We start from the raw sequence: 4,728 nt of genomic DNA, 5'->3' as shown, positions 1-4,728 counted from the left end.
TGGGCGCTGTTTTCTGGACATTTATTCTTTGGCGCTGGAAATTCAGAGAGTTGCCTCAATTAATTTTCTGGTAAGCGCGAGGTTAGGGCGGTTAGCTCAATCAGAAATTTGATCTTAGGTTCTTGAGCATTAGTAGCCAAAGTCTCAAAGTCTGATTTTCAAATCTATGAGTCATTTCAGTTTTTTTGGTTTTTGGGTTTTGTTTGTGCATCAAAGCTGAGTTAATCTTGGTTTTGGTAAAACGTAAGTCATTGAAGCTTAAGCATAACAAACGGTTCAAGAGGGACAGCCAACGCGTGGCATTTTTACCATGCGTTGGTTTTTGTGGTTACGGTGTTATGCGGAAGCTTGGTAATGGCGTTGGCTGCCCCTTAACCGGGCGTTATGTACTTTTACGGAAAATTATAAACTTATGGATAAAAATGCTGAAATTTGGCGTCAGTTCTACGAAAAAGCACTATCTCGTCCACATTCAAAAAGTACTGAGTTTGCAGTTCGTCTCAATGAATCAAATCTCAAAGTAGCTACTGACTGTGGTTGTGGAACAGGCAGCGATATCCAGTATCTAGAACAACAGGGTTTCCGAGTTCATGGCTTCGATATAAATCCTGATTCGGTTGCTATTTGTAGAGACAGGTTTGGTTCAAGGTCGTTAGTGAACATTTCGGAGTCTTCGTTTGAGTCTTTTGACTATCCAAAATCTGGTGTTGTTATCGCAAATTCTAGTCTGTTCTTTGCTGACCCAAACCAGTTTGAAACGACTTGGCGCAACATTAAATCTTCAATTGAAGCCGGTGGAGTATTTTCGGGTGACTTCATGGGTTTCAAAGACAGTTGGGCTGAAAACTATCGTAGCTCGACAACACCTTTATCGGAGTTAGAGGTAAAGGGTTTGTTCTCTGACTTTGAAATAGTCAGGTTCTTTGAACGTGATGAAAGTGCTAAAACTTCATTGGGTAGAATGAAGCATTGGCACACATATTCCGTGGTGGCGGTGAAACGTACATAACAAACGCTTCAAGAGGGACAGCCAACGCATGGCATTTTTACTATGCGTTGGTTTTCGTGTTTACTGTGTTATGCGGAGAGTCAGTAGTGGCGTTGGCTGCCCCTTAAGCGGGCGTTAGCTTTCAGGAGTAATATGAACATTTTAGAGGCTGACTATGGCCTTGGTCCGCTAGTCGATGTAGAGAAAACGATCCAAGCTGGTATCGCAAAGTTGTTCGAGAGAAACCGCACTGAACCTTGGTTTGATGGATTGTGGATGAATGAGTACGGTGAAGTTCTTTATGGCTCTTTGCTTGTTTCAGCGCAAGCTTATTGTGTTGGTAGCTTGCGGGATATTAACGAGATCCGAGTTAGTCTGGGGCTTAATAAATTAACCAAAGAGAAAGCGTATGAGACTCATCGTGTAAAAGTTCAGGGTTATTCGTTAATAGAGCTGGTTAATTGTGCAGCTAATTACTTCAAGCATCGAGATGAGTGGAGCGATACTTGGCCTGAAAATTACACCACACGTGTTCTAACTGCATTCTCAATGGACTGTGAGTTTCTGATTAATGAAATTCAAGGGTTTATTGACTCAGAGTATGGCTACAAAACACTTTCCGACTTAGTGTCAGAGTGGAGAAGTGACTTAATTGAACAATCAAAAAATGAAAGCTAACAAACAATTTAAGAGGGATTCCCAACGCTTGGCATTTTTGCTTCTACTTCAAATTTAGTGGTTACGGTACACTGCTTTAGGTTGGGTGGTAGGCGTTGCTCACCCCTTAATTGGGCGTTAGCCGACTTCTACCACCTTACTCATCAGTAAGTGTATACTTAGCCAAGTTTTACTTACATTGAAGAATAACACCATGACAGCATTGACAGATAACATGTGGAATATGAAACCAAATATACCGTTGGCTAAACAACTTGCCAAAAGAGATGTACCAGCTTTGGTTTATGACGCTGTTAACCTCGAGGGTGTTGCAATGACTTTACCTGAGGTGCAAACCATTCTTGATGGGATCACCGTAGGTGGCCATCGTATTAGTGATCAAAATATGGCAATGAACCAAGCTCGAGCATGGGAGCTCATTTTTGGCTTAGTTGATCAAGGTGAGTTTCAATTTAATAAAGAAACCGCCTTAAAAATCCACAATATCGCTGGCAAAGAAGAAGCATTAGAGTGGGGTAAATTTCGCTCTGGTTACGTTTCTATTACGGGTTCAGAGTATGAGCCTCCGGCTCCAGATGCGTTGGACGAAAAATGGCTTGAAGTTGAGAGTCAGGTGAATAGCGTATCTGATGTTTACGATCAAGCAATTACTGCATTTTTACAAATGGCACGCGCTCAATTTTTTTGGGATGTCAACAAACGTACAGGCCGGTTCATGATGAACGGTATTTTGTTAGCTAACGGTTTCCCTATCATTAATGTGCAAGCCAAGCGTCAGCAAGAGTTTAATACGCTCATGCTCGACTTCTATTCTTCTAATGACATGACAGCAATGAATAAGTTTTTACGTAGCTGTTTGGATGAAAAAATTATTCGTAATTTCAAGCTAGATCTGAAAATCGGCTAACAAACGCTTCAAGAGGGACAGCCAACGCGCGGCATTTTTACTATGCGTTGGTTTCGGTGATTACGGTGTTATGCGGTAAGTTGGTAGTTGCGTTGCCTGCCCCTTAAGCGGGCGTTATGTGCTATCGATAAAAGGAGATATTGAATATGAACTCATCTTTAAGTGTACCAACTGACAACCCTTATAAGTTAATGGCAATTGTTGGCGCCGTTGTTTTCGTATTCAGTCTTTATTTCTTACTTAGCCAAACTTACACATACAACGATATTGTCTTCCAAGCCGCTGAGAAAATTTCAATTATTGCAGCTCAAGATGACTTGCCCGATAGTGTTAAAGAAGACCGTATTTCTATTGAAAATAGGAAAATTGAGATTGTGAGTAAAGATAGGAAATATTTTCCTTATCTTTGCGGTGTAATTGCAGGCTTGGGTGGGCTGCTTTGTGGTATTGGGTTCAGACACTGGATATTTGAAGTTTATCCAGACGAAGAAGCAATGCGGAAAGAGCAGTTGAAAAGTTTACGTTTAGCCAATAGGACAGCATCAAGAGTTAAGCTGGGAAAACGCACATAACAAACGGCTCAAGAGGGATTGCCAACGCGTGGCGACTTTAGTACAAAATTGCAGTTCAGTGTTTACAGTGTGTTTTTTGAGTTCGGCGGTGCGTTGTCAACCCCTTAGCCGGGCGTTAGCATGCAGAGGTAGCATGAAAAAGATCCTTATCATCGGAAACTCTGGTTCAGGTAAAAGTTGGTTGTCAGGACAGTTATCAAAGAGACTTAGACTAAAAGAAGTTCACTTGGATTCAGTTGTTTGGGAACCTGGTGGCTATAACCAGAAACGCTCTCCTGAAACGATAAAAAGTGAACTGGTCAAATTGAGTATGGATCCATCTTGGATTGTTGAAGGTGTATTTGGTGCTTTAATAGAAGAGTTGATCCCACATGCGGACACTTTGTTGTTTTTGGATCTAAATTGGGCAGTATGTAAGGCTTCGTTACTTGCTCGTGGTTCAGAAAGTTCAAAGCAACTTGATGTAGTAGAAGCCGATAAAAATTTCAAAGAACTACTGACTTGGGCGTCTGAATATTCGATTCGTACATCAAAAACTTCAAGACAGTTCCATGATTATCTTTTCAGCAATTTTTCTGGTACTAAAGTGCGTTTTACATCACGTTTGCAGGTTAGTTCTTTTGCAGCGGGAACAGCATGCTAACAAACGGCTCAAGAGGGATTGCCAACGCGTGGCGACTTTGGTGCAAAATTGAAGTTCAGTGTTTACGGTGTATTTTTTAAGTTCGGTGGTGCGTTGTCAACCCCTTAGCCGGGCGTTAGGCATAAGGAAATTATGGAACTCATTCAGCTAAATGAGAGTGAGCTAAAAATGTTGCGTGATGGTCAATCTGAGCTCAAGTATATGATTGACGGAATTCCACCAAATCATGTTTTAGAACGCTCTCTTAATCATTATCGTGATTCAATTTGTGAAGTTTGGTCTTTACCATACTTTATAAAGTCAAATGACCAGCTAATTGGTAGTTGTGGATTCAAGAACCCACCGTTCAACTGTCGAGTCGAAATCGGTTACAACGTAGCTTTTGGGGCTCAAGGCAAAGGTATTGCAACATTTGCAGTTAACAAACTTTGCCAAATTGCGTTTGAATCTGGTTTAGTCAAAGTTGTCTTTGCATTAATCTCTTCTAAAAATTCGGCGTCACTAAATGTTGTTCGCAAAAATGGATTTATTTATAAAAATATTGCTGTGGATAGTGATGGCGAATCATTAGAATGCTGGGAATTAAGCAATAATATCAATGCGTTGGAAAATGCCTAACAAACGCTTCAAGAGGGACTTCCAACGCGTGGCATTTTTATTATGCGTTGGTTTTTGTGTTTACGGTGTTATGCGGAAACTTGGTAGTAGCGTTGTCAGCCCCTTAAGCGGGCGTTAGGCAAAGTGAGTTTTTATCAGCTAAATCGAGTTGGAATTGAACGGTAGATTCCATGTTCTCATGGTTGAACTTAAGCAATAAATAGTCATCACATATTTGTTGTTTCTTGATCGCGTTGGGTTGCTTAGCGCTGTAAATTCAGCGGCAAAATAACCTTCAGCATCCAAACGTCCGCCGAGCATGCTACGCTCGTCACTTTTCTTC

At 41.1% G+C, this 4,728-nt stretch carries 7 protein-coding genes; 6 read left to right on the top strand and 1 reads right to left on the bottom strand.

The window, feature by feature from the left end:
- Nucleotides 1-412 precede the first annotated feature (412 nt).
- The 6 genes from AACT23_RS13680 (at nt 413) to AACT23_RS13655 (ending at nt 4,406) form a co-directional block, all read left to right on the top strand.
- Nucleotides 413-1,009 carry a class I SAM-dependent methyltransferase gene (locus tag AACT23_RS13680; RefSeq protein ID WP_094127109.1) on the top strand — a complete coding sequence of 199 codons (597 nt, stop codon included), beginning with the start codon at nt 413-415 and terminating at the stop codon, nt 1,007-1,009.
- Nucleotides 1,010-1,141: 132 nt separating this feature from the next.
- Nucleotides 1,142-1,666 (top strand): hypothetical protein, encoded by a 525-nt coding sequence (locus AACT23_RS13675; protein ID WP_061893455.1) that lies wholly within the window; start codon nt 1,142-1,144, stop codon nt 1,664-1,666.
- A 193-nt stretch (nt 1,667-1,859) separates the two neighbouring features.
- Nucleotides 1,860-2,573: a Fic family protein gene (locus AACT23_RS13670; RefSeq protein ID WP_176428618.1), complete on the top strand. Its 714-nt coding sequence runs from the start codon at nt 1,860-1,862 to the stop codon at nt 2,571-2,573.
- 146 nt (nt 2,574-2,719) lie between these two features.
- Nucleotides 2,720-3,145 carry a hypothetical protein gene (locus tag AACT23_RS13665; RefSeq protein ID WP_088733301.1) on the top strand — a complete coding sequence of 142 codons (426 nt, stop codon included), beginning with the start codon at nt 2,720-2,722 and terminating at the stop codon, nt 3,143-3,145.
- Between the two features lie 133 nt (nt 3,146-3,278).
- A complete protein-coding gene (locus tag AACT23_RS13660) occupies nt 3,279-3,788 on the top strand; it encodes an ATPase AAA (RefSeq protein WP_017046323.1) in 510 nt (169 codons plus the stop codon).
- 132 nt (nt 3,789-3,920) lie between these two features.
- Nucleotides 3,921-4,406: a GNAT family N-acetyltransferase gene (locus tag AACT23_RS13655; protein WP_094127107.1), complete on the top strand. Its 486-nt coding sequence runs from the start codon at nt 3,921-3,923 to the stop codon at nt 4,404-4,406.
- A gap of 138 nt (nt 4,407-4,544) precedes the next feature.
- Here AACT23_RS13655 and AACT23_RS13650 read toward each other — a convergent pair.
- A partial coding sequence (locus AACT23_RS13650) for a hypothetical protein (RefSeq protein WP_094127105.1) occupies nt 4,545-4,728 on the bottom strand: 184 nt, incomplete at its 5' end.

It is taken from the genome of Vibrio sp. V09_P4A23P171 (assembly GCF_963875615.1).
In the GTDB taxonomy this organism is placed as follows: Bacteria; Pseudomonadota; Gammaproteobacteria; order Enterobacterales; family Vibrionaceae; genus Vibrio; species Vibrio anguillarum.
The sequence above is the reverse complement of the archived record's forward strand: the minus strand, read 5'-3'. Positions and strand labels throughout refer to the sequence as shown.